19 protein-coding genes and 1 riboswitch are annotated in these 24,005 nt (G+C 36.9%); of the genes, 6 read left to right on the forward strand and 13 right to left on the reverse strand.

Going from position 1 to position 24,005, the window contains the following annotated elements; genetic code table 11:
• Positions 1–160 precede the first annotated feature (160 nt).
• Entirely contained in the window at positions 161–1,582 is a 1,422-nt protein-coding gene (nhaC, locus tag ACZ76X_RS23080) for a Na+/H+ antiporter NhaC (RefSeq protein ID WP_479851788.1), read from the forward strand.
• Here the strand turns inward: nhaC and ACZ76X_RS23085 are convergent.
• Positions 1,571–2,842, reverse strand: a complete 1,272-nt coding sequence (locus ACZ76X_RS23085; protein ID WP_479851789.1) for a transcriptional regulator — start codon at positions 2,840–2,842, stop codon at positions 1,571–1,573. The two genes, nhaC and ACZ76X_RS23085, sit on opposite strands and share 12 nt — an antisense overlap.
• Before the next feature lie 92 nt (positions 2,843–2,934).
• On the opposite strand from ACZ76X_RS23085, the gene ACZ76X_RS23090 reads away from it, so the two are divergent.
• Both ACZ76X_RS23090 and ACZ76X_RS23095 read left to right on the forward strand, forming a co-directional pair.
• Positions 2,935–4,044, forward strand: a complete 1,110-nt coding sequence (locus ACZ76X_RS23090; protein WP_479851790.1) for a mandelate racemase/muconate lactonizing enzyme family protein — start codon at positions 2,935–2,937, stop codon at positions 4,042–4,044.
• Between the two features lie 14 nt (positions 4,045–4,058).
• Positions 4,059–4,754, forward strand: coding sequence for a GNAT family N-acetyltransferase (locus ACZ76X_RS23095; protein WP_479851791.1), 696 nt, complete (start codon positions 4,059–4,061; stop codon positions 4,752–4,754).
• A 100-nt stretch (positions 4,755–4,854) separates the two neighbouring features.
• Here ACZ76X_RS23095 and ACZ76X_RS23100 read toward each other — a convergent pair whose 3' ends face one another.
• From ACZ76X_RS23100 to rlmD, 5 genes are all read right to left on the reverse strand, one after another.
• The gene (locus tag ACZ76X_RS23100) at positions 4,855–5,562 is read right to left on the reverse strand and encodes a M48 family metallopeptidase (RefSeq protein ID WP_479851792.1); all 708 of its coding nucleotides are present in this window, start codon (positions 5,560–5,562) and stop codon (positions 4,855–4,857) included.
• 94 nt (positions 5,563–5,656) lie between these two features.
• Positions 5,657–6,175 carry a YehS family protein gene (locus ACZ76X_RS23105; protein WP_479851793.1) on the reverse strand — a complete coding sequence of 173 codons (519 nt, stop codon included), beginning with the start codon at positions 6,173–6,175 and terminating at the stop codon, positions 5,657–5,659.
• Positions 6,176–6,570: 395 nt separating this feature from the next.
• The gene (locus ACZ76X_RS23110) at positions 6,571–8,589 is read right to left on the reverse strand and encodes a GAF domain-containing sensor histidine kinase (protein ID WP_479851794.1); all 2,019 of its coding nucleotides are present in this window, start codon (positions 8,587–8,589) and stop codon (positions 6,571–6,573) included.
• A gap of 173 nt (positions 8,590–8,762) precedes the next feature.
• Entirely contained in the window at positions 8,763–9,752 is a 990-nt protein-coding gene (locus tag ACZ76X_RS23115; RefSeq protein WP_479851795.1) for a tRNA dihydrouridine synthase, read from the reverse strand.
• A 96-nt stretch (positions 9,753–9,848) separates the two neighbouring features.
• Positions 9,849–11,225 carry a 23S rRNA (uracil(1939)-C(5))-methyltransferase RlmD gene (gene rlmD / locus ACZ76X_RS23120; protein ID WP_046199382.1) on the reverse strand — a complete coding sequence of 459 codons (1,377 nt, stop codon included), beginning with the start codon at positions 11,223–11,225 and terminating at the stop codon, positions 9,849–9,851.
• Positions 11,226–11,346: 121 nt separating this feature from the next.
• Positions 11,347–11,448: riboswitch (purine riboswitch) on the forward strand.
• Between the two features lie 202 nt (positions 11,449–11,650).
• Between rlmD and ACZ76X_RS23125 the strand changes: the two genes are divergently transcribed.
• The 3 genes from ACZ76X_RS23125 (at position 11,651) to ACZ76X_RS23135 (ending at position 15,451) form a co-directional block, all read left to right on the forward strand.
• Positions 11,651–12,847 carry a NupC/NupG family nucleoside CNT transporter gene (locus ACZ76X_RS23125; protein ID WP_098670375.1) on the forward strand — a complete coding sequence of 399 codons (1,197 nt, stop codon included), beginning with the start codon at positions 11,651–11,653 and terminating at the stop codon, positions 12,845–12,847.
• A 175-nt stretch (positions 12,848–13,022) separates the two neighbouring features.
• Positions 13,023–14,105 (forward strand): polysaccharide deacetylase family protein, encoded by a 1,083-nt coding sequence (locus ACZ76X_RS23130; RefSeq protein WP_479851796.1) that lies wholly within the window; start codon positions 13,023–13,025, stop codon positions 14,103–14,105.
• A 116-nt stretch (positions 14,106–14,221) separates the two neighbouring features.
• Entirely contained in the window at positions 14,222–15,451 is a 1,230-nt protein-coding gene (locus tag ACZ76X_RS23135) for an aminopeptidase (protein ID WP_479851797.1), read from the forward strand.
• A 40-nt stretch (positions 15,452–15,491) separates the two neighbouring features.
• Here ACZ76X_RS23135 and ACZ76X_RS23140 read toward each other — a convergent pair whose 3' ends face one another.
• The 7 genes from ACZ76X_RS23140 to gatB form a co-directional block, all read right to left on the reverse strand.
• Positions 15,492–15,815, reverse strand: a complete 324-nt coding sequence (locus ACZ76X_RS23140) for a DMT family transporter (RefSeq protein ID WP_000263262.1) — start codon at positions 15,813–15,815, stop codon at positions 15,492–15,494.
• Between the two features lie 47 nt (positions 15,816–15,862).
• A complete protein-coding gene (gabD, locus tag ACZ76X_RS23145) occupies positions 15,863–17,314 on the reverse strand; it encodes an NADP-dependent succinate-semialdehyde dehydrogenase (protein WP_098670372.1) in 1,452 nt (483 codons plus the stop codon).
• Positions 17,307–18,674, reverse strand: coding sequence for a sigma-54 interaction domain-containing protein (locus ACZ76X_RS23150; RefSeq protein WP_479851798.1), 1,368 nt, complete (start codon positions 18,672–18,674; stop codon positions 17,307–17,309). Before ACZ76X_RS23150 ends, gabD begins: the two co-directional genes overlap by 8 nt.
• 117 nt (positions 18,675–18,791) lie before the next feature.
• Positions 18,792–20,156 carry a 4-aminobutyrate--2-oxoglutarate transaminase gene (gene gabT / locus ACZ76X_RS23155; protein WP_479851799.1) on the reverse strand — a complete coding sequence of 455 codons (1,365 nt, stop codon included), beginning with the start codon at positions 20,154–20,156 and terminating at the stop codon, positions 18,792–18,794.
• A gap of 153 nt (positions 20,157–20,309) precedes the next feature.
• On the reverse strand, positions 20,310–21,056 hold the full coding sequence (locus ACZ76X_RS23160) for an HAD family hydrolase (protein WP_479851800.1): 747 nt from the start codon (positions 21,054–21,056) through the stop codon (positions 20,310–20,312).
• Between the two features lie 137 nt (positions 21,057–21,193).
• Positions 21,194–22,099 (reverse strand): diacylglycerol kinase, encoded by a 906-nt coding sequence (locus tag ACZ76X_RS23165; RefSeq protein ID WP_000977677.1) that lies wholly within the window; start codon positions 22,097–22,099, stop codon positions 21,194–21,196.
• 471 nt (positions 22,100–22,570) lie between these two features.
• On the reverse strand, positions 22,571–23,998 hold the full coding sequence (gene gatB / locus ACZ76X_RS23170) for an Asp-tRNA(Asn)/Glu-tRNA(Gln) amidotransferase subunit GatB (RefSeq protein ID WP_098670368.1): 1,428 nt from the start codon (positions 23,996–23,998) through the stop codon (positions 22,571–22,573).
• Positions 23,999–24,005: the final 7 nt, after the last annotated feature.

Raw genomic sequence — 24,005 nt, forward strand, 5'->3', positions numbered from 1 at the left:
ACAATCGACAACTTATTCCTACTCACTTTATAATGATTGAACATTCCTTATTTTCTGTTTTTTATTGACGCTTACATTAATTTTTAGTTATTATAACTTAATAACGTCTATTTTGCGACAATTCTAAAAAATAAAAACATATATAATGAGGAGGAAGTTTATGAAAAAAGAAATACCTTTTGGCGTAGCAATGATCCCTATTATCATTACAGTTGCAGTTATGATGGTTACAATTGTTGTATTAAAGCAAAGCCCTCACGTCCCACTTATTATCGGTACAACCGTTGCTTCTATCGTCGCTTGGCGTTATGGCTACAAATGGCACGATATTGAAGAAGCAATGTATAAAGGAATTCGCCTCGCATTACCCGCTATCGTTATCATTATTCTAGTAGGTTTAACGATTGGTGCTTGGATTGGCGGTGGAATCGTCGCAACAATGATTTATTACGGTTTGAATCTTTTAACTCCATCACTATTTCTAGTTTCAATTACAATTATTTGTTCTATCGTTGCATTAGCTATCGGTAGCTCTTGGTCTACAATGGGCACAATTGGTGTTGCGGGAATGGGAATTGGCCTAAGCATGGGAATCCCAGCTCCAATGGTTGCCGGTGCTATCATTTCCGGTTCTTATTTCGGCGATAAAATGTCACCGCTTTCAGACACGACAAACTTAGCTGCAGGATTAACAAATACAGATTTATTCACACATATTCGTCATATGTTATTTACTACAATTCCAGGTTTAATTATTACTCTTATCGTTTATGCGTTCTTAGGAAGAAACTTCGGTGCTAACAATATTGATGCAAAAGGCATCGATCAAACGTTACAAGTACTGCAACAAAACTTTGTTATCTCGCCCTTCCTATTAATTATCCCTGTAGTCGTTATGGTATTGGTCGCTAAAAAGGTCCCTGCTATACCAGCTATTCTCGTAGGTATTATTTTAGGGTTTTTATCACAAGTCTTTATTCAAGGTGGTTCTGTCTCCGCCTCTGTCGGTGCGCTCCAAAATGGATTTGTTATAGACACTGGTAACAAACTAGTAGATGAACTCTTTAACCGCGGCGGCTTAGATTCGATGATGAATACCGTTTCTATGACAATTGTCGCTATGACTTTCGGAGGAGTACTAGAACATACTGGCATTCTTCGCTCAATTGTAAATCAAATTTTAAAATTAGCGACATCAGCAAAAGGGCTTATTGCTTCTACTATCGCATCTTGCTTTGCAACAAACCTTACTTGCTCTGAACAATATATTTCGATTGTTGTTCCTTCAAGAATGTACGCAAATGCATACACAGAAAAAGGACTACATTCTAAAAATTTATCCAGAGCATTAGAAGATGGCGGAACATTAACTTCTGTTTTTGTACCTTGGAATACATGTGGTGTATTTATACTCGCAACACTTGGAGTTGGCGCATTCGAATATGCTCCTTATGCTATATTGAACTTCATCGTACCTATTATCTCGATCATTTACGGTATAACTGGTCTCACAATTACAAAACTATCTGACATTGAAAAAGCAGAACTATTAAAAAAACAAAAAGCTCAATTAGAAGCTTAAAGATAACGGTAAATTCAGTTCATATATTGCGCGAGGGCGTCCTTGTTGATAGGGCATTTCCTCGCCGCAAATATGAGCATACCCGTAATCAACTAGTTTCTTTAATAACCTTTCTGTTGATCGGCGAGTCACTTGTAAGTATTCAGAAAGGTCTGCTGCTGTAAACTTCAATGAAGAATGTGATTGACTAAATTGAATAATTTTTGATAAGTTTGCTGGACTAAGTTTCGTTTCCTTCGCTATTTTCATTAGTTCCGGGTTTTCATTCTTCAAACTTTGTACTCTCTTTTCTTTCGGGAACGGACCAAATAGTTCTTTATCACTTGTTAGTATATAAAAACAGTGGTCTATTGGATTATTTTCCGCAAAATCTTGAGCGATTTTAGCATTTTGCTCCGCTTCTTTTACGGTTTTTCCGTAACCAAATCCAATAGCTATCGTTCCTTCTATACTCGCAAATAAATGATTTATCATATTTGTTTTTATAACCGATTCTATATCACCACGAGTCGTATACAAAATGAACGTCATTTCATCAATTTTTTTAAATGAACCATGCAGTTCTTTTGAAATGGTATCTAATTGCTCAAGCAAACCTTCTCGTAATTCTAAAGAAGAAATCATACAAGCGCCAACAGTAGCTGAATGGCTTTTTGCTAACTCAGCTTTTATTTTTGCATCTTTTAGCCCATGTATAATGGACTGTGTTGGATCAATCATACGCTCTGAAGGAACACCTATTTTTTGAAGCTCGTCGTAAACAGCGTGAATACTAGTTAAAGCTAAATGAGCCTTTCCAGATTGATATTTAGCTACATGAAAATCGATAACTCTATTTATTTCATCTTTACTCCACAGCATATTTTCATAATCTAACACTTGTGGATTTTCTTTTATACCAATATCATCGAACACATTTGTAATAAATGAACGGTCTACTAAATCAATTGAAATTTGATGTGGTTGAATACCTTGGTGATACATGACAGAGAGAATAGAAGATGCAATAGTTGCCTCGTCTTGCTGTAAGTACGTACTTGGAATTCGTAATTGTTCTCTTATTTCTTTTGCCATATAATAAGGTAAAGCACCTGAGAAAAAGATGAAATCACAAGGCTTTAAACGCTTTAATAGTTCAGAAGATTCTGCCGGATGAAGGTAAATATATGGATCAATCTCTATTTCTTCTAGTTTATGAGCAACAGGTAAAAGTGTCTCCATAAACTCTTTTGAACCGACGACTGCAATTTTTATCATCATTTCTCTAACTCCTTATCATCAATTAACGACTATTTAACGTCAACTATATCAAATGTACAAAACTATTGTAAACAGGAAGGGGTCTCTACCTAATGAAAATTACAGCTATTCATCATTATGCAATTCGTTTACCGCTTCGCGATCCGTTTGTTATTAGTTATGGTTCTTATTCTGATATGCCTTCTATTATCGTCAAAATGGAAACAGATGAAGGCATTATCGGTTACGGTGAAGGCGTTGCTGATGATCACGTTACAGGGGAATCATGGGAAAGTACTTTCCATACTTTAAAACATACACTTGCTCCTGCACTCATCGGACAAAACCCAATGAATATCGAGAAAATACACGATATGATGGACAATACAATTTACGGCGTACCAACAGCGAAAGCCGCAATAGATATTGCTTGTTTTGATATAATGGGAAAAAAACTAAATCAACCTATATATCAATTAATTGGCGGACGCTACCATGAAGAGTTTCCTGTCACTCACGTCTTAAGTATCGCCGAACCTGAAGAAATGGCTAAAGAGGCTGCCTCTATGATTCAAAAAGGTTACCAATCTTTCAAAATGAAAGTTGGTACAAATGTAAAAGAGGATGTAAAAAGAATTGAAGCTGTACGTGAACGTGTAGGAAATGATATCGCAATCCGTGTTGATGTAAACCAAGGTTGGAAGAATAGCGCAAACACATTAACAGCACTTCGTTCATTAGGTCATGTAAACATCGACTGGATTGAACAGCCTGTTGTCGCTGACGATATTGACGCAATGGCCCACATTCGTTCTAAAACAGACTTTCCGCTTATGATTGATGAAGGATTAAAGGGCTCTCGTGAAATGCGCCAAATTATTAAATTAGACGCTGCTGATAAAGTAAATATAAAACTAATGAAATGCGGTGGCATATATCCAGCTGTAAAACTTGCTCATCAAGCAGAAATGGGAGGCATTGAATGCCAAGTTGGATCTATGGTCGAATCATCTATTGCCTCTTCCGCAGGATTCCATGTCGCTTTCTCGAAAAAAATTATTACGAGCGTTGAACTTACAGGTCCATTAAAATTCACGAAAGACATCGGCAACTTACACTATGACGTACCATTTATTCGCTTAAACGAAAAGCCAGGACTCGGCATTGAAATAAATGAAGATACATTACAAGAACTAACCGTATTTCAAGACGTTGTACGCTAAAGGAGGGCTAACGCATGACAGTTCTATATGAGGGCAAATTAAAGCAAAATAACGATCCATTTCACATTACATTACTATCAAGAGAGCACATCGAAAAAATCTTATCACTACAAGACGTTGTAGTTGGGGCACTAGAAGATAAAAGTCGCTTACAACCACTCTCTTTAGAAGAATTTCAATACATTCTAGAAGGAAACGGCATGATGATCGGTGCTTTTATCGAAAACGAACTCATCGCATTTCGTGCCCTACTCGTCCCTCCTATCGACGAAGAACATTTAGGACTTGATATTGGCATACCAGAAAACGAACTACATCGCGTCATCTATCAAGAAATCTCAAACGTTCACCCGAACTGCCGAGGAAATGGGATGCAAAAAATATTAGCGAAAGTCATCATGGACGAATTACAAAAAGAAGACAGCAAATACGACTATGTTTGCTGCACCGTTGCCCCTTTTAACATTCCAAGTTTGAAGGATAAGTTTGCGCAAGGGATGGAGATTGCTGCATTGAAAGAGAAATATGGCGGGAGTATGCGGTATGTTTTTGTGAAGGAATTGCGTGGGGACAAGGAAAAAGATTGGACGGGTGTTAAGAGCATTCCGATGAGTGATGCTGGCGAGCAGCAGGCGTTGCTTTCGGAAGGGTATCGTGGGTATGAGATGGAGAAGGTGGATGGAGATTTTGTTGTGAAGTTTGGGCGATAATTGTTACGCCAAAAAAGGAGATGTCTGCTGTGACCTCTCCTTTCACTTTCTCTTGATTGAGCATATCGATCGCAACCTATATAAAGTGCACCACTAACCACTAAACCGTCATCTTCCAACTAGATAACGCTAACCAATTCTCCATTTCCTTATAATCAGGCATGATCTTCCCGACAAGGCGCCAAAAAGAGCGATCATGATTTAAATGAACCATATGGCACATTTCATGAACAACTACATAATCAATTACTCGCTGTGGTGCCATCGCTAGCTTCCAATTGAATGTTAGTTGTAAATTCGAATCGCAAGTACCCCAAGTACGACTACTATCTGTAATACGAATAGAACGTGGTTTTGTTTTGAAATTGCTTTGATGCACTTTAATGCTCTTCTCTACTAAAGCTTTACACTGCTTATAGTAAAATCGTTTTAAAGCTTGCTGTATTTTCTCATCTTTAAGCTCTTTCACATAAATATGTAGCTTATCCTTTTCAAACACTGCATTGTCTTGCTTAATGTTTACGTCTTGAGAGATTTGTATCGGATACGTACTTCCTAAATACAAAAAGCCTTCTCCTTGATCATAATCCTTTTCCTGTGGTCCACGCGCTCGCTCCGCCATTTCCTTACGTGTTGTCTGAATCCAATCCCACTTCTCTTCTAGCAACTGGACTAAGTATTCAACAGGTGTACCTTTCGGAGCTTGCACTTCCACATTTCCGTACGAATCTACAAAAAGACGCACCGACTTTTTCTTTTTATAAGTTATATGAAAATTAATCGTCTCACCTAAATAAGTATGTATCATTTCATCACCTAACGTATTATTTTGCAAATAAAAAAGAGTAGGATACGAACGTCCTACTCTATCTATTATATCATTTACTGCTTTAACGGACTCATTATCCTCTATACTTTACAGCTAATCCCTTAATGAAGTTCCTTGCATATCTATCGCCGCACTCTTTGTAATTTTTATGGCCTTTTTTTCTTAATAGAGCGCCTAGTTCTCCCTTAGTCACCGTAACGCCTACGCTATCTAATATATCAAGTACATCCTCACTCGTTAATGAAAGTGCAATTTTCATTTTCTTTAGAAGAAGGTTATTCGCACTCTCTTTGCTTTGTACAGGTGCTGGTTGCCCAGGTTTCGGATCTTGCTTCCCTCTTTTTAAGGTAATAAATCCATTGAAAAACGCCTCTAACATCATCATATCGCATGTTTTTACATACTCATCTTCAGCTACCTCATCATTTTCAGCTTCATGCTGAGGAGTTCTCTTTATTTTTGTAAGCATATCAACTACGTCTTCTTTCGTTACTTCCATTCCGCCAAGTTTAAAGATTTCTACCATATCTATATCTTTTATATCTAAAGCGTATCTTACTCTTTTTAATATATCGTTGTTGCTCATTGCCATTGGGTTTCCTCCTGAAATGTTGATTATCATAATGCTTTTAGCATGTGTAAATGAATGTCGTCAAATTACTACTTTAACATTTTAGGAGGTGGTTTTGTAGTCTTAGGTGGATTAATGTTTGTGGAGATGATTTTAAAACAGCAACATATGCTGTTTAGCTACTTTATTCTACATTTAATTCAAAAAAATCATACTGATACTAGAATTAATATGAGAAGAGGTCAATATTGAATTATGTAATTGATTATAAACATGTTGAACGGAACTTCGGATGAGGATTTACTATTAATTAACACACTTAAAAATGGACAAATCTAATATAGATTTGTCCATTTTTTATACTACTCAAATATAAATATTTTTGGTACAGTTCAACAAAACTAATCTAAATAAGATTAGTTTTTATTATTTTGATAATCGAATTTAACAAAAAAGGTAGTGCCTTCTGATCCCGTTTGAATTTCTATTTTTGCATTATGACGTGCAGCAATGGCATAACATACACCTAACCCTAATCCAGTTCCATTATGTTTTGTCGTGTAAAATGGCGTACCTAGTTTCTCTAATACTTCAGGCCTGATACCTTTTCCTTGATCACGGACTGCAAGCACGACACAATCTCGACCTTCTTTATAGGTGCTAATGGTTAGAACTTTCTCTTTTTCCATCGCTTCTAAGCCATTACGGTATAAGTTTATCAATAATTGTCGTATCTCATTACGATTTAAAAGTAATTTCGGAATGTCATTTGCATCGACTTCAATATATTTATTTTGATTATACGTATCAATCTTTATTAAAGGAATAATATCGCGGATAATTGAATTTAAATCTAACATCTGCAAATCCGATTTCCTTGTATTACCCATTGAGAGAAATTCAGTAATAATAGAATTGGCACGGTCAAGTTCTTCAATCATTAAATTAAAGTGCTTATTATGTTTCTCATAGGTGGGCTCTTCTTTTAATAACTGCAAAAACCCTCGTACTGTTGTCATTGGATTTCTAATCTCATGGCTGATACCAGCTGCCATTTGCCCTATTAAATCTATGTTTGATAACCTTTTCAATTCCTGCTCATATTGCTTTTTTTCCGTTATGTTTTTAAAAATACAACAAATACCATCATCATACGGGTATGCAATAACTTCGTGCCAATATTCATCAGGGGCAGAAAAAAATTCAAAATACACTGTAGTTCGCTCTGACATTACACGATGAAGTTCCTTATACATGACTTCGTCAATGCTACTCGGGAAAATCTCCCATATATTCTTTCCTAATACATCTTTTGCTGTTTTTCTTTGTGGAAAATATTGATGCTTATTTACGTACGTAAATTCCCATGTATTATTTAAAGTAAAGAATCCATCCGTAATACTTTCAATCACACTTGTAACCTTTTCATTAGCAACAGCCAGTTCTCTCGTTCGCTCTTCCACCATGCTTTCAAGTAGATCCATATATAACAAGTTTGAAAACGTAGGCGCGGTTGCATCAACGATAGATTTTGCCAGTTGTATTTGGGAATTATCATAATTGTGAGCTTTTCCCTCTTTGCCAACGACGATTACCCCTAATACTTCTCCCATTGAAACCAATGGAATCATCAGTAGACCATTACTATCTATATTTTTTGTTTGGATAACCTCTTGGATCTTAGCTTCATAGCTTTTCTCCATCCAATCCACTTCTGTCCAATCACATTCCTTGCTTAATTTCGTTGTTTTAATCGTTGTTTTGTCTAGGGGGTCTAAAAGGTGGGCTACCATGTTTTTACTCTCTAAAATCTGTCCTAAGTAAAAAAAACATTTATCAAAACTCTCCTGTATCGAGGAACACATTGATAAATCACGGGTAACATTTAGTAACAGCTGCTTCTCGGCAATAAGGTTTTCTTTTTGTTTTAAATTATTTGCATTTTGAATTGCGACCGCAGCCATATTTACATAAGCTTCAACACTTTGAATTTCTGAATTTGTTAAGTTCATTGGAACTCCATAATCAAATAAAAAAACTAGACCAAATAATTCTTGCCCAAATGAGATGGGTAGGGCTAATAAGGACTTAATTTTGAACGCAGCAACCGGTCTCGAATCCGGTCGATTATCCTTTGATGTATCAGGGATATAAATCGTTTTTTTTGTTTCAATAACTTCTTTTGCCAGTAAGTCTATTTTAGGATCAATTACCTGAGTATCGAGCGTTACGCCATTTATTGTCTCTGGTTTTCCTGCAAACCCTCTAAATGTTCCATCTGCCTGAGGTAAATAAATTCCAACAGCGTTGCACTTAACAATCTCCTCTGATATCGCCATTGTTACACGCTGCAATACTTCACGTAGTTCTAATTTTGTATTTATTATTTTTGTTATATTCGCGAGTCTAGAATATCTCGCCTGATCACTTAACATTCACATGACCTCCAATTATAGGCATAATAAAATAAACATGATACTATCATTGAAAATCAAGACCAACCTACCATTTTCGCTTTTCTCCTGTATTCTTTTCTTACCCTTGTTTTACGCCTTTACTTCTGATACAGTCCACCTTAATTAAAATGAAACAGTGTAACTTTCAAAAGTTACACTGTTTCACTACCTTCTACTACATTCACACTCGCCTCAAACTTATCAAGCAATGCACGTACTTCATTCGTTGATTTCGTACTCATCAATTGATTTCTCAATTCAGCAGCTCCAGGGAAGCCTTTTACATAAATTTTGAAGAAGCGATGAAGCCCTGTGATTGAGCGTGGCAGTACTTCTGCATATTGATCTTGAAGATCCAGCTGCAGTCTTAACAGATCAAGATGTTCTTTACTACTATGCTCTCTTGGCTCTTTTTCGAAAGCAAATGGATTTTTAAAGATTCCTCGTCCGATCATTACGCCATCAATGCCGTATTTTTCAGCAAGCTCCAGCCCAGTTTTACGGTCAGGGATGTCACCATTTATTGTTAGGAGCGTATTTGGTGCAATACGATCACGTAATTTTTTAATTTCCGGAATTAGCTCCCAGTGCGCATCCACTTGGCTCATTTCTTCTCTTGTACGTAAGTGAATAGAAAGATTTGCAATATCTTGTTTGAAAATATGCGTTAACCAATCTTCCCACTCGCTTAACTCTTTAAAGCCAAGTCTTGTTTTTACGCTGACAGGTAATCCGCCCGCTTTTGCTGCTTGAATAAGTTCTGCCGCAACGTCTGGACGCAAGATAAGGCCACTACCTTTTCCTCTTGATGCTACGTTTGGCACAGGGCAACCCATATTAATATCGATGCCTTTAAATCCTAACTCTGCCATACCAATACTCATTTGACGGAAATATTCAGGATTATCTCCCCAAATATGCGCCACGATTGGTTGTTCATCTTCTGTAAAAATTAAACGGCCACGTACACTTTTCATACCCTCTGGATGACAATAGCTATCCGAGTTTGTGAACTCCGTGAAGAATACGTCTGGGCGACCAGCTTCACTTACTACGTGACGGAACACAACGTCCGTTACATCTTCCATTGGTGCAAGTACGAAAAATGGTCGTGGTAAATCACGCCAAAAATTATCTATCATTTCAAATTCAAATCCTCTCACTATGAATACAATTTCAAACTCTCAATAAACCAAAAAGCAGATGGTATAGATTTTCCTATATCAACTGCTTTCCTATTATACCAACTTAAGCCAAGCTACACACTCTACATGAGTCGTATGCGGGAACATATCAACAGGTTGTACTTCCTGCGTTTTATATCCGCCTTCTTCTAGTACTTTTAAGTCACGTGCTAATGTTGCTGGGTTACATGATACGTATACAACGCGTTTTGGTTTCATGTCGATGATTGTGTTTAATAGTGCCTCATCGCAACCTTTACGCGGTGGATCTACGACCATTGTATCAGCGATTACGCCTTCTTTGTACCATTTTGGAATGACTACTTCTGCTTCTCCTACACCAAATTCAGCGTTTGTCATATTGTTTAGCGCTGCGTTTCGGTTTGCGTCTTCGATTGCTTCCGGGACGATTTCAACGCCGTACACTTTTTTCGCTTTTTGTGCTAGGAATAAGGAGATTGATCCAATTCCGCAATAAGCATCAATTACTGTTTCGTTACCATCTAATTTTGCGTATTCTAACGTTTTATCGTACAGCACTTTCGTTTGTTCTGGGTTTACTTGATAGAATGAACGTGCTGAAATCGCAAATTTAATGTCACCGATAAAGTCATAAATATATTCTGATCCATACAGTACTGTCGTTTTGTCTCCGAAGATTACGTTTGTACGTTTCGTGTTTACGTTTTGAACAATCGATTTTACTTCAGGGAATTTCGCAGCAATTTCTTCAATGATTGCTTTCTTGTTTGGTAATTCTGCTGTACGAGTGATGAAGACAAGCATAATTTCCCCTGTTACTTGCCCGTAACGAGCCATTACGTGGCGAAGTGTTCCTTTGTTACGCTCTTCGTTGTATGCTGAAATCCCGTGTTTTTCACAAATACGTTTTACTTCTTGAATTAATGTATCGTTTTCTTCTGCTTGAATTAAACACGATTCCATATTAATGATGTCATGTGTTCCTTGACGATAGAATCCAGCTACAAGTCCACCTTCACGTTCTCCAATTGGTACTTGTGCTTTGTTACGGTATACCCACGGATTCTTCATGCCAAGTACAGGATGAACAGGAACATCACTTAATCCGCCGATGCGCTGCATAACGTCGCGTACTTGTTTTTCTTTCGCTTGTAATTGTCCTTCATATGTTAAATGCTGAAGCTGACAACCGCCGCACTGATTGTACACTGGGCATTCTGCATCTTTACGATATGGGCTCTCTGTATGAAGCTTCATTAAACGACCGAATGCGAAGTTTTTCTTTACTTTAATAATTTTAATTTGTGCTTCTTCACCTGGTAATCCGTTTTTAACGAAAATAGGATAGCCTTTTACTTTCGCAACACCGGCACCATCATGTGTTAAATCTTCAAATACTACATCTATAAACTCGTTTTTTTCAACTGGTGGCGTCATTTTTGTACTCATTTTCCGACCTCTCTTTTTCATAACACTGCGTTACATTTTATCATACTTATATGGTCTATTTCTATTGGAAGAAAAAAAGCTATTGACGATAGTTCTCTGTTAATGTTACGCTACTACTAATTTAATACGGACGATGTTACCTCATATATACTCGATAATATGGATCGAGAGTTTCTACCCGGCAACCTTAAATTGCTGGACTATGGGGAAAACTAATGAATATTAGCCCATGTGCAAAAAAGGACTCATATTGATTAGCTTTCTCTCATAGATGAAAGTGAATCCATATGGGTCTTTTTTTATTTTTATTTTTCTAAAAGGTCAGACATCTTACGTATGACATAAAACCTCCTTGTTTTACTTTTAGTAATATAACGAGCGTTTTATGTACAAACTTTATACGAACTTCTGAAAGGGGCAACCACATGCAATATGTAATGAGCATTATCGGTATTCTTGTCGTTTTAGGTTTATGTTTTGCTTTGTCAAACAACAAAAGTAAAATCAACTTCCGTGCAATTGCTATTATGATTGGTTTTCAAATTTTAATCGGTTGGTTTATGTTTGGCACAAAAATTGGTCAACAAATCATTATTTTCATTGGTAAAGTTTTCAACAAACTAATTAAACTTGGTACGACAGGTGTCGATTTTCTCTTTAATGGGATTCAAAGAGATTTTGTCTTTTTCTTAAACGTACTATTAATTATCGTATTTTTCTCAGCACTACTTTCTATCTTTAGTTATTTAGGTGTTTTACCATTCATCGTTCGCGTTGTCGGCGGTGCAATTTCAAAAATCACTGGTTTACCACGCGTTGAATCATTCCATGCGGTAAACTCTGTATTCTTCGGTTCAAGTGAAGCGTTAATCGTTATTAAAAATGATTTACAACATTTCAATAAAAACCGTATGTTTATCATTTGTTGTTCTGCAATGAGTTCAGTTTCTGCCTCTGTTACAGCATCATACGTAATGATGTTAGATGCGAAATATGTACTAGCAGCTCTTCCGTTAAACTTATTCTCAAGCTTAATCGTTTGTTCGCTATTAACACCAGTTGATACGAAAAAAGAAGATGAAGTGATTCAAAAATTCGATAGAACTTTATTCGGTGACAGCTTTATCGGTGCAATGATTAACGGTGCACTTGACGGTTTAAAAGTAGCTGGTATCGTTGCCGCATTAATGATCGCCTTCATCGGTGTGATGGAAGTTGTAAACTACGTAATTAGTGCCGCTTCAGGTGCAATGGGATATGCTGTTACGTTACAACAAATCTTCGGTTATATACTTGCTCCATTCGCGTTCTTAATGGGTATTCCAACTCAAGATATTATCCCAGCTGGTGGTATTATGGGTACGAAGATTGTATTAAACGAGTTTGTAGCAATACTTGATTTAAAAGGTGTTGCATCAACATTATCTCCACGTACAGTTGGAATCGTTACAGTATTCTTAATTAGCTTCGCAAGTATTAGCCAAATTGGTGCAATCGTTGGTACAATCCGTGCCCTTTCTGAAAAACAAGGAAGCGTTGTTTCTAAATTTGGTTGGAAAATGCTATTTGCATCAACACTTGCTTCTATTTTATCTGCGACAATCGCTGGATTGTTTATTTAATAAAAAATCACCTTACTCGTTGAAGTAAGGTGATTTTTTTATCTATTGTTACTTTTCTCATTCCATACATTTTCTCCAAATGCTATGATGAACAAGGGTATGTCCCCACCTCTCTTACAGCGGTGGGGATTTTAAATATAAATATGTAACATAATACACAATAGAAGGTGATTTTATGAGAAAATATGCAGCAATCGCTTTATGCACATCTGCCATTCTAGCAGGTTGTAATACTAGCAATGTAAACCAGGAACCTAAAAAAGAGAAAAAGGTTCAAGAAGTTAAGAAACAAACAGAAACTGTGCAAGAACAAGGTAAAATTTCTTATCAGCCCATTACACACGAATCTACAAATACTACTATTCATATGACAGATATAAAAGATACTTTAAGTGAAGTACAATATAAAATTTGGCGAACAGCTGATGGGAAGGAAATTGCTAAATCTTTTTCTTCTAAAGAAAAGGAGAAGCAATTTTCACTTCCTTTTGACATAAAAGAATTTGAAGGAAAACGCGGTGAATTTCAAATTGAAGCAATAGGAATAAAAGAAGATGGGAAAACCATCCCACTCACAAAAGCTGCTATTACTTTCGAACAAAAGGTTCCCGTTCTTATGTATCATGCAATCGATGATTATCACGGACAAGGCATTAAAGATTTATTCGTCTCACCTGCTAACTTTGAAGCCCAAATGAAATATTTAAAGGACAACGGCTATACATTACTAACTTTTGAACGTTGGGGTGATATTAATAAAGTAAATAAACCTATCTTTGTTACATTTGATGACGGTATGAAAAATAATATGAATGCATTCCATGTTTTACAAAAGCTAAAAGACGATACATTTAAACCAACAGCAACAGAATATATGATTGTTGATAACGTTGATGTAGAAGGATCACTGTCTACTTCTGAAATAAAAGAAATGGTCGATTCCGGCATTTTCTCAGTGCAATCTCATACAGCGACGCATGCAGACTTACCGAAAATTACAAACTATGAAGAGGAATTAAAAGGATCAAAAGAAAAGTTAGAAAAAATAACAGGTAAGCCCGTTATCGCAGTTGCTTATCCATTCGGTCATGTAGATGATAAAGTCGTTGCAGAAACGAAGAAATATTATCAATTTGCGACGACAACAAAACCCGGAAAATTCATTACAAAAGGTGAACCCGATGAATTGTTAAAAATGAAGCGTGTTCGCATACACCATACGACGACCGTAGAACAGTTTGCTTCTTCGATTAAATAACGATGAGGGCTCAATATATTTTGAGCTCTCTTTTTACGCTATATTTATATATATTTTTTGAATTTTCTTGTATTATATATAGTAAGAAATCTTTCAAATTAAAGGAGATTATACATATGTCATTTGAACAAACGTTAGAGAAATATGCTGCCCTTGCAGTCAATGTTGGTGTTAATATTCAACCAGGACAAACATTATCAATTAGCGCACCTCTTGAAGCTGTACAATTTGTACGCCTCGTTACAGAAAAAGCATATAAATCTGGTGCAAAACACGTATATGTGGATTGGAATGATGAGACGTTAACACGCTTAAAGTTCGATCTAGCTCCCGAAGAAGCATTCGCTGAGTTCCCATCTTGGAAAGCAAACGCTCGTGAAGAATTAGCAAAAGAAGGCGCTGCATTTCTGTCTATTTATGCAGAAAACCCTGATTTATTAAAAGGTGTAGAACCAACGCGTATCGCAACAGCTCATAAAGTAGCTGGTGAAGCAATGAAAGTATACCGTGATTACATACAAGCTGATAAAGTAAGCTGGTGTGTCATTTCTGTTCCTACGAAAGAATGGGCTGCGAAAGTATTCCCTGACGTTGCACCAGAAGAACAAGAAGCAAAACTATGGGATGCCATTTTCAAAGCTACTCGTGCTGATTTAGAAAATCCTGTGGAAGCATGGAAAGAACACGATAAAACGTTACATACAAAAGTTGATTACTTAAACGAAAAGCATTATAAAGCTCTTCACTATACAGGTCCTGGAACAGATTTAACAATCGAACTTCCAGAAAAGCATGTATGGGCTGGTGCTGGTAGCTTAAATGAAAAGAACGTACCATTTATGGCGAACATTCCAACTGAGGAAGTATTTACAATGCCGCTTAAAACAGGTGTCAACGGCCAAGTATCTAGCACAAAACCGTTAGCATTTGCAGGTAACATTATCGATAACTTCACGTTAACATTTGAAAACGGACGTATCGTAGACTACAAAGCTGAAGCTGGTGAAGAAGCTTTAAAACATTTAGTGGAAACAGATGAAGGTTCCCACTTCTTAGGAGAGGTTGCTTTAGTACCGCATGATTCACCAATTTCAAACACAAATATTTTATTCTACAATACACTATTTGATGAAAACGCATCTTGCCACCTTGCAATCGGAAATGCTTATGCATTCAACTTAGTTGGCGGAAAAACAATGTCTAAAGAAGAACTGGCGGAAAACGGAGCAAACGCTAGTATTACACACGAAGACTTCATGATTGGCTCAGCTGAACTTGATATCGACGGTATTACAGCTGATGGCAGACATGAGCCTATCTTCCGTAAAGGTAACTGGGCATTTTAATACAAATAAAAGGCTATCTTCCACACTGGAAGATAGCCTTTTATGATGCCGATGAAACCTTAAGTCCAATTACGCCTAAAACGATAAAGAGAATACAAAAGGCTTGGAATAAGCTAATGTGCTCTTTAAAAAAGTACACACTAATAATTGTAATAAGTAACGTTCCAACGCCAGACCAAATTGCATAAGCGATACTTAAATGAATCTTTTTTACAACGATGGCGAACACGCTGAAACAAATTCCATAAAATACGAAAATAAGTACACTTGGAACAAGCTTTGTTAAACCATTCGATAACTTCATCGCAATTGTTCCTGCTACTTCAAAAATAATTGTTACGAGTAATAATAGCCAATATACCATACTAGAATCTCCTTCTCTGTTACCTTATAGAGATTCTAGTATACTACTTATAGCCCTAATGAAATATATTTAATTTCTAAATATTCCTCGATACCGAAATGGCCTCCTTCACGGCCAATACCACTTTCTTTAAAGCCACCGAACGGTGCTTGTGCAACTGATGGGAGACCATCATTTAATCCGATAATACCGTACTCTAACGCTTCGCTAATTTGGAATGCTTGACTAATATCTTTTGTAAAAATATAAGCAGCCAATCCATATGGTGTATGATTTGCACGTTCGATTACTTCTTCAACCGTTTTAAATTTCGCAACTGGTGCCACTGGTCCGAATGTTTCTTCATTCATGCAAAGCATCGTATCGTTCGCCAGCCCAATTACAGTTGGTTGCATAAAGTGTCCATCTAGCTCGGCAACCTTTTGACCACCATATAAAACTGTTCCACCCTTTTGAATAGCATCTTCAATATGTTCCTGTACTTTCGAAACTGCATTCTCGTCAATAAGTGGTCCTACAGTCGTTCCATCACCGAAACCGTCTCCTACTTTCAACTGCCCTACTGCCTTTTGGAACTTCTCTGCAAATACTTCGTAAACTTCTTCCTGAACAAATACTCGGTTTGTGCATATACACGTTTGTCCTGCGTTACGGAATTTCGAACCGATTACCGCCTCTACCGCTTTATCTAAGTCCGCATCGTTCATAACAATAAACGGTGCGTGACCACCTAACTCAAGTGAAACCTTTTTCATCGTTTGTGCAGCACTGGCCATTAATTCCTTCCCAATCTCAGTTGATCCTGTGAAGGAAACTTTTCGAACACGTCCATCTTCCATCCACGTATCAGCAATTGCTTTCGCACTACCTGTCACAATATTTATTACGCCTTTTGGAATATCTGCTTCATGAGCTAATTCAGCTAATTTTAACGCAGTTAACGGCGTTTGACTTGCAGGTTTTACAACCGCTGTACATCCTGCTGCAAGCGCCGGGGCTACTTTTCTCGTAATCATAGCGGCCGGGAAGTTCCAAGGCGTAATAGCTGCCATAACTCCAACTGGTTGCTTCATAACTAAAATACGTTTATTCGGATGAGAAGCAGGAATCATTTCACCATATACGCGTTTTCCTTCTTCTGCATACCATTCAACAAAGCTATTTGCATAATTCACTTCACCAAGCGCTTCTGCAAATGGCTTTCCTTGTTCTCTCGTCATGATCGCTGCAATCTCTTCTTTATTTTCATCAATAAGTGTGAACCATTTTTTCAACTTCATTGCACGGTCTGCTGCTGTTAACTTAGACCATGATTTAAAAGCTTCATGGGCAGCATCAACAGCTTGCTTTGCCTCTGTTACCCCGCCCTTTGGCACCGTTGCAAATATTTCTTTCGTTGCTGGATTATTTACTTCGATTTGTTCTTGCAATGTAATCCACTCACCATTTATATACATCGCCTTTTTCTCTACATTTACAAACGTCGCTTTTTTATCCAATGTTTTCTTCCTCCTCTATAAGTCTCTTTATTTTCCTAGTGGCAGCAGATTGACTTATTTTTAAAAACTCCGCTACTTTATAACTTGATCCATATGTTTTATATGCTTTCAAAATAATATTCCGTTCTACTTCTTCTAACATTTTATAGAGACTTTGACCGGACTGTTCAACCGTTGATTCTTGCATCGCTATTGGTAAATCTTCTATCGTAACGATATCATCAGCAGTTATAACAATTCGCTCAATCACATTTTCAATTTCTCTATTATTTCCTTCCCACGGGTAACTAACAAACATTTGTAATGTGCTAGGTGCTAACTTTACATTCCGGCCATATTTCTCGTTAAAGTGTTGTAAATAATGATAAATGAGTGGCAAAATGTCTTCTGTTCTTTCCCGAAGTGGCGGAATTACAATTGGGATGACATTCAGACGATAATATAAGTCTTTCCGAAATGTTCCTTGTTTCACCATCATACTTAAATCTCTATTTGTTGCCGCTACAATTCTAACATCCACCTTTTTTAATTCTCTTCCGCCTATAGGGCGAAACGTTTTTTCTTGCAACACTTGCAAAAGCTTCGCTTGAATTTCAAGCGGCATTTCGCCAATTTCATCTAAGAATAGCGTTCCTTTATGCGCTGATTCTAATAGTCCCTTTTTCCCTTCACGATTCGCACCTGTAAAAGATCCACCTGAGTATCCAAAAAGCTCTGATTCAATTAAATTTGTCGGCAATGCCGCACAGTTAATTTCATAGAAACTTTCATTCTTCCGGTTACTAACTTCATGTAAATGACGTACCAATCGACTCTTCCCTACTCCTGTCTCACCTAAAACGAGAACAGTACTATCTACTACAGATACTTTCTTAATTGTCTCGACTATTTTTTGCATAGCGATACTTTTAAAAATAAGTCCTTCATGTTCATATGTTTCTCTTAATTCTTTTTTATATGTTTTTAACTGATTATCCATTTCCTCTACCTTTTGACGTAATTGGTAGAGCTCTGTAAGATCACGAGAATAACTAATTACTCTTCTTAAATTTCCCTCATCATCAAAAACAGGTCTTGTACGAACGTGTAAATACTCTCCTGATTTTGTCGTCTGAACGAGTTCGATTGGCCTCTTTTTTTCAATTACTTCTAACGTTGCTGATGGATAAAAGATACCATCCTTCTGCAACTCTTTTACATGCTTACCTACTAATTCTTTAGCAGCTAATTGATAGTGTCTTTCACATGTACTATTTACACGCACGACGATTCCCTTTTCGTCAGTTACAAAAATTTCGTCAAACGCATATTCAAATACATCTTGTAAATCCATTAACACTCGTTCCTTTTCTGCAACCATCCTAGCCACCCCTAACTTCCAAAATCCATCGATTCACTTCACTACCTTTATTATAAAGCGAATTTTCTGCATTTTATATAGAGTCAGCTAGAATGTTTGCGATTTATTATTTAGCTTTTAAACACGAGCAGTATTTGCTTTCTCATAGCATACTTGCAATGATTCTTCAATGATTGTTAATCCTTCTTCAAGTTGCTCATCTGTAATCACTAATGGCATTAACACACGGATAACATTACCGTATGTCCCTGCTGATAGTAGAAGTAATCCACGTTTGTTTGCTTCTGCACACAAATTAGCTGTTAATGTTTTATCAGGTGCTTTCGTCTTACGGTCTTGAACGAGCTCGAATGCACACATTGCTCCTAAACCACGCACATCACCAATGCAATTATATTTATTTTTCATCTCTTCAAATCGGTTCATTACGACTTTTCCTAATTCTATCGCTCTATCATTTAAATTCTCTTTTTCTATTACATCCAGTACTGCTAATGCTGCCGCACACCCTAGTGGGCTTCCCGCGTACGTTCCGCCAAGCTCTCCCGGTGCAGACTCATTCATAATTTCTTTGCGCCCAATAACACCACTAATCGGTACACCAGCGCCTAATGATTTAGATACCGTAATTAAATCTGGAACGACATCATAATGATCAATCGCAAAATACTTTCCTGTACGGCTAAATCCTGTTTGAATTTCATCCGCGACAAATAAGATGCCGTGTTCTGAACAAATATTGCGTACTGCTTGCACAAACTTCTTACTTGGTACGATAAATCCGCCTTCCCCTTGAACAGGTTCCATGACAACGGCTGCTATTGTTTCTGGTGCTACTTCTGATATGAAGAAATTCTTAAACTCTTCAATCATAAAGTCATCGTATTGCTCTTCAGTTAGTCCTTCTGGGCGACGATATTCATAAGGGAATGGCGCTTTATATACTTCTGGAGCAAATGGGCCAAATCCAAATTTATATGGTTTTACTTTACTTGTCATCGTCATTGTCATTAATGTACGTCCGTGGAAACCTTTAGAAAATGCGATAATACCAGGTCTTTTTGTATATTTACGAGCGATTTTCACCGCGTTCTCAACCGCTTCGGCACCACTATTTAAAAATAGTACTTGCTTATCAAAACTTCCTGGCGCTAATGCCGCAAGTTTTTCTGCTAATTCAATATATGGCTCATACATCATGACATTAAATCCAGTATGAATGTATTGATCTACTTGTTTATGAAGCGCTTCTTTAACAGCTGGATGACAATGCCCTACATTAATTGTTCCGATTGCTCCTGCGAAATCAATGTACTGATTACCATCAACATCTGTTACAAGAGCACCATTTGCAGATTGTACAAACGTTGGGATGCCGTTACTTACTCCTTTTGGTACTATATTTTGGCGGCGTTCTAATAAAGACGCTGCTTTCGGTCCAGGAATTTGTTCATTTACTTTAGCAAATTTTTTTGTGTTCATTACGTACCCCATCCTTTTCTTTACATTGTTTTCTCTTTTCTTTGCAAAATGTATGCCAACATTCTTTTCCACTATTCATCCTACATGCTTTCTTATTGGCATAAAAAATAAGTCTACAAAGACTTATCAAGAGTCCCTGTAGACTTATTTTTCTTACACACTAGACTTTCCTTGTTCCCAAATAAACTCACCCGAATGAGAAATGAAATCTCCAACAGATTGTACGACTAAATCCGCAAGTGGTTCTAACGTTTGACGATCCCCTGTACCAGATAGTACTCCAATTGCATAACAATCGCCGCCATTTCTCGCTAAATATAGATCAGTTGGTGTATCCCCAACGACTGCCACCTCACATGCTTCTAAATGAAACCTCTCACAAAAAGATTCTACAATTCTTTTATCCGGCTTTTGTGCTGGAAACGTATCTGAAGCTACAACATAATCAAAAAAAGAATCTAATTGATACTGTTTTAAAAATAATTCTGTCGGTGCGTAATCATCAGCTGTCACAACACCTAAAATAAATCCTCTATCCTTTAAACCTTGTAAAATCCTTGGTAAATCCGCCGTCATTTTCATATAGGAACGATGCTCGTACATAAGAGAAAATAATTTTTCACTTACCCACTCATGCATTTCCTCTTCCTTACATGACGTAATATACTTACAAAGCCCCTTTGCGACATCAAGGCTTGTTCCTGCCGCTATTGCGCTAAGAGGGTTCACAAATGCCCCATCCACGCCGATTTCTTTTAATAAAGTAGACTTCATTGACTTTGGTAGTTCATATAAATTTATACATTCCGCCACAAGTTCTTCAGCTACTTTTATCCAAATTGAATGAAAATCCATTAACGTCCCATCTTTATCAAATAGTATTGCTTTTACCTTCTCCATAGCACCCTACCTCTCGTTTCTTATCTCCTCCAGTGTATCAATAAAATATGGATATAAAATAAACGAATTGTAAAAATACCATAAAAATCAAACTAACTCCCAATTTACAATTCCTCTATATAATAAAAAGGATGCCTTTACAGGGCATCCTCTTGGTGTTCAGGAACAAAGAGTTCAAGACAATGATACATATTTTCGAATTCCATCGGTGCATCTCCACCGTATTCACCATCTAAATTAATCATTAGTTTATCTGGTGAATGTACTTTAATTCGATTCGCTTGTGTGTATAGCACTTTTGGATTATTAATATGTTCACCACGCTGCGCTTGTGTTGCTGCCTTAATTAAGTCAGCAATAGAACCTTTTTTCAACACTAATAAATCAAATAAGCCATCGTTAATTGATGCATATGGTGCTACCTTTTCAAAGCCACCCACTGAACGAGTATTCGTAATTAAAAACATCGTAATTTCTTCTTGTAGTAATTTTCCATCATACTCAATTTCAACATATGTTGGATGTAATGACGGTAACATTTCGATACCTTTTAAATAATAAGCAAGTTGTCCTAATACTGTCTTTAGCTTACTCGGTACTTCATATGTTAATTCTGTAATACGACCGCCACCAGCGATATTAATAAAATATGTATCGTTTGCTCTACCAAGGTCTAATGGTACAGTTTTTCCTTCACAAATTATATCTGCTGCCTCTTCAATAGAACGAGGTACACCGATTGCACGTGCAAAATCATTAGTCGTTCCAACTGGAATAATTCCAAATTTCGGACGGAATTCATGCCCAACTAAACCGTTTACGACTTCGTTTAACGTGCCGTCACCACCAGCTGCGATAACAACATCAAATTTACGCTCTACAGCTTGCCTCGCCGCCACAGTTGCGTCTCCAGGACCCGTTGTCGCATGACAAGACGCTTCATATCCAGCTTGTTCTAATTTTTGTAGTACTTCTGGTAAACTCTTCTTAAATAGCTCACGCCCAGAAGTAGGGTTATAAATAATTCTTGCTCGCTTCATCATTTATTAGCACAGGAAATTTCTTTATGTATTAAAAAAGAACATACCGAACTTCTATTCAGTATTCCCATGCCTACCTCCTCTCATCTTCCTATCCTTTTTTTATCTCGCTTAAACAGGCAGTAAGAACCCGATTCGTGTAGCCCATCAAAAATAAATATTCATTTTGATGGTTTTGTTTTATTTAACAAAAAAATTTATGTCCATCTATTTCCTCTTAACAATTTACATATAACGAATAATAATTATCTATTATTTCATGAGATGAAAAAAACCTCTATGTCTAGATTTATCATTATTCCCACCTTTTTGCAACTATCATACCATAGTTGCTATACAAACATTTTTCCACTTTTGACAGTTAATCAAACGTTTGTTTAAACGATTTCCTCTCATTTAAACAAACGTTTGATTAACCTAGAAAAACACCCATGTACGGGTGTTTTTCTACTTAACCTTTAAAAGTTACTACTATTATCGCTTATTAATCTCTTCAAGTAAGATTTTGTTAACAAGCGGTGGATTTGCTTGTCCTTTTGTAGCTTTCATAATTTGACCAACTAAGAAGCCAATTGCACGGTCTTTACCGTTTTTAAAGTCTTCGATAGATTGCTCATTATTATCAAGAATTTCTGTTACAACTTTACGAAGTGTACCCTCGTCAGAAATTTGAACAAGACCTTTTGCTTTAACGATTTCTTCTGGGTCTCCACCTTTTTCAATTAATTCATTAAATACTTTCTTCGCGATTTTAGAAGAAATTGTACCTTTTTCAATTAATTGAACCATTTTAGATAAACCAGCAGGCGTTAATGCAACGTCTTTTAATTCTTTTTGTTGTTTGTTTAAGTATGCAAGTACTTCACCCATTAACCAGTTTGATGTTAATTTCGCATCAGCCCCGTCTGCAACAGTTGCTTCAAAGAAATCAGACATTTCTTTCGTTAATGTTAATACATGTGCATCATAAGCTGGTAAGCCTAATTCTGCAACGTAACGAGCTTTACGCGCATCTGGAAGTTCTGGAATAGAGGCACGAACCGCTTCTTTCCACTCATCATCGATGTAAAGTTCAACTAAATCTGGCTCTGGGAAGTAACGGTAATCGTCAGATCCTTCTTTCACACGCATTAAAATTGTTTTCTTCGTTGCTTCATCATAACGACGTGTTTCTTGTTGGATGATACCGCCAGATAACAATTCTTTTTCTTGGCGCACTTGCTCGTGCTCAAGACCTTTTTGTACGTAAGTGAATGAGTTTAAGTTTTTCAGTTCCGCTTTTGTACCGAACTTTTCTTGTCCAACTGGACGAAGGGAAATGTTCGCATCACAGCGTAAGGAACCTTCTTCCATCTTACAATCAGATACGCCAGTGTATTGAATGATTGATTTTAACTTCTCTAAGTATGCATATGCTTCTTCTGGCGTACGCATATCTGGCTCAGATACGATCTCGATTAAAGGCATACCTTGACGATTGTAATCTACTAATGAACCATCAGCTGTATGCGTTGATTTACCAGCATCTTCTTCTAAATGAAGACGTGTAATACCGATACGTTTCTTTTTACCGCCTACTTCGATTTCAATCCAACCATTTTCACCGATTGGCTTATCAAATTGAGAAATTTGGTAAGCTTTCGGATTATCTGGGTAGAAATAGTTTTTACGGTCGAACTTCGTTTCTGTTGCGATTTCACAGTTTAATGCCATTGCAGCTTTCATTGCAAAGTTAACTGCTTCTTTATTTAAAGTAGGAAGTACCCCTGGGTATCCTAAGTCAATTACACTTGTTTGTGTATTTGGCTCCGCTCCGAATTCTGTTGGACTCGCAGAGAAAATTTTCGAATTTGTTTTTAACTCAACGTGAACCTCTAAACCAATAATTGTTTCTAAATTCATCTATGCT

The sequence above is a fragment of the Bacillus sp. BC05(2025) genome (assembly GCF_056725905.1).

Bases quoted from the DNA above. Each gene is read 5' to 3' on its own strand.
- nhaC (WP_479851788.1), top strand. From the start codon at position 161: ATGAAAAAAGAAATACCTTTTGGCGTAGCAATGATCCCTATTATCATT.
- ACZ76X_RS23085 (WP_479851789.1), bottom strand. From the start codon at position 2,842: ATGATGATAAAAATTGCAGTCGTCGGTTCAAAAGAGTTTATGGAGACA.
- ACZ76X_RS23090 (WP_479851790.1), top strand. From the start codon at position 2,935: ATGAAAATTACAGCTATTCATCATTATGCAATTCGTTTACCGCTTCGC.
- ACZ76X_RS23095 (WP_479851791.1), top strand. From the start codon at position 4,059: ATGACAGTTCTATATGAGGGCAAATTAAAGCAAAATAACGATCCATTT.
- ACZ76X_RS23100 (WP_479851792.1), bottom strand. From the start codon at position 5,562: ATGATACATACTTATTTAGGTGAGACGATTAATTTTCATATAACTTAT.
- ACZ76X_RS23105 (WP_479851793.1), bottom strand. From the start codon at position 6,175: ATGGCAATGAGCAACAACGATATATTAAAAAGAGTAAGATACGCTTTA.
- ACZ76X_RS23110 (WP_479851794.1), bottom strand. From the start codon at position 8,589: ATGTTAAGTGATCAGGCGAGATATTCTAGACTCGCGAATATAACAAAA.
- ACZ76X_RS23115 (WP_479851795.1), bottom strand. From the start codon at position 9,752: ATGATAGATAATTTTTGGCGTGATTTACCACGACCATTTTTCGTACTT.
- rlmD (WP_046199382.1), bottom strand. From the start codon at position 11,225: ATGAGTACAAAAATGACGCCACCAGTTGAAAAAAACGAGTTTATAGAT.
- ACZ76X_RS23125 (WP_098670375.1), top strand. From the start codon at position 11,651: ATGCAATATGTAATGAGCATTATCGGTATTCTTGTCGTTTTAGGTTTA.
- ACZ76X_RS23130 (WP_479851796.1), top strand. From the start codon at position 13,023: ATGAGAAAATATGCAGCAATCGCTTTATGCACATCTGCCATTCTAGCA.
- ACZ76X_RS23135 (WP_479851797.1), top strand. From the start codon at position 14,222: ATGTCATTTGAACAAACGTTAGAGAAATATGCTGCCCTTGCAGTCAAT.
- ACZ76X_RS23140 (WP_000263262.1), bottom strand. From the start codon at position 15,815: ATGGTATATTGGCTATTATTACTCGTAACAATTATTTTTGAAGTAGCA.
- ACZ76X_RS23150 (WP_479851798.1), bottom strand. From the start codon at position 18,674: ATGGTTGCAGAAAAGGAACGAGTGTTAATGGATTTACAAGATGTATTT.
- gabT (WP_479851799.1), bottom strand. From the start codon at position 20,156: ATGAACACAAAAAAATTTGCTAAAGTAAATGAACAAATTCCTGGACCG.
- ACZ76X_RS23160 (WP_479851800.1), bottom strand. From the start codon at position 21,056: ATGGAGAAGGTAAAAGCAATACTATTTGATAAAGATGGGACGTTAATG.
- ACZ76X_RS23165 (WP_000977677.1), bottom strand. From the start codon at position 22,099: ATGATGAAGCGAGCAAGAATTATTTATAACCCTACTTCTGGGCGTGAG.
- gatB (WP_098670368.1), bottom strand. From the start codon at position 23,998: ATGAATTTAGAAACAATTATTGGTTTAGAGGTTCACGTTGAGTTAAAA.